The 874-nt window shown below is 45.5% G+C and carries 1 protein-coding gene; it reads left to right on the top strand.

Annotated features, from left to right (window positions below; all coding sequences use genetic code 11):
- The first annotated feature begins 281 nt into the window (after positions 1–281).
- A complete protein-coding gene (locus ACR0CG_RS24000) occupies positions 282–788 on the top strand; it encodes a hypothetical protein (protein WP_480528020.1) in 507 nt (168 codons plus the stop codon).
- Positions 789–874 lie beyond the last annotated feature (86 nt).

The following is an 874-nucleotide window of genomic DNA, read 5'->3' as shown; positions in this document are numbered from 1 at the left end:
CTGCGCATCCGTCAGCCAAAAAAGATCAGACATGGTCACCGCTCGATTTTCGAACCGTGAATCACGCAGCCACGCGGAAATCAATGGGTCCCGAGCCTAACATAACGAAGGAAACTAGCATAGTTCAGCCGAAATAGATGACTTGACCCAAGTACACTCCAATAGCATTTCCTAATAATTTACCATTATGATTCTATGAAGAATTTTGGGATTACTACCAACGTTAGGATCCAAAATTGATCTGCACGACAACGACACCTTTTGCGTTCCAGGATATAGCTTTGACGCTTGCCAAGACTGCTTCTCAAGTCGAAAATGCTTGGAATATACTGCAACCGTATTTCGGAACCCAATTGACGTTTGGTTTCGGTAGAATTGTACCTGCCCCAAACTTCTTCGATGTCGTCGCGATGGGTGTTCTGATTGAGCTAACTGCCAAACCTTGTGACGTGAACGATCTGCTCATCAACTCCCTTTGTGTAGCCGAAGAGGTTGCGATTTACATGGATTCCGAAGAGGCATTGGCAATACTGGGAAAGGCTCAGAGAGCTGAGGTAATCGAGTACCTAATTGCGGTGTTTTCTTCTCAAACTATTGAGGAGCAATGCCAACTAGTTTTCCAGTGCAAAGTTGGTGTTGTTGCAGTTGTCACTGGAATCATGGAGAAAGTTCACGGAACTCTGATTGACAGCCGGATCAACGAGCCTTTTGGTCGCAAAGAGAGATTTGGTGCCTTGGATCGAATTTCTTTAACCCGTTGTTGTAATTTAAAATTATTCAATACCTAGGGTCAGGACTCATAACCAATAAATGACGGTTGCGGCGAGGGCGATGGCGGAGAGGAAGACCTTCGGGCATCTGTCGTATCTGGTCG

Source organism: Ruegeria sp. AB8, assembly GCF_056542605.1.
The sequence above is the reverse complement of the archived record's forward strand: the minus strand, read 5'-3'. Positions and strand labels throughout refer to the sequence as shown.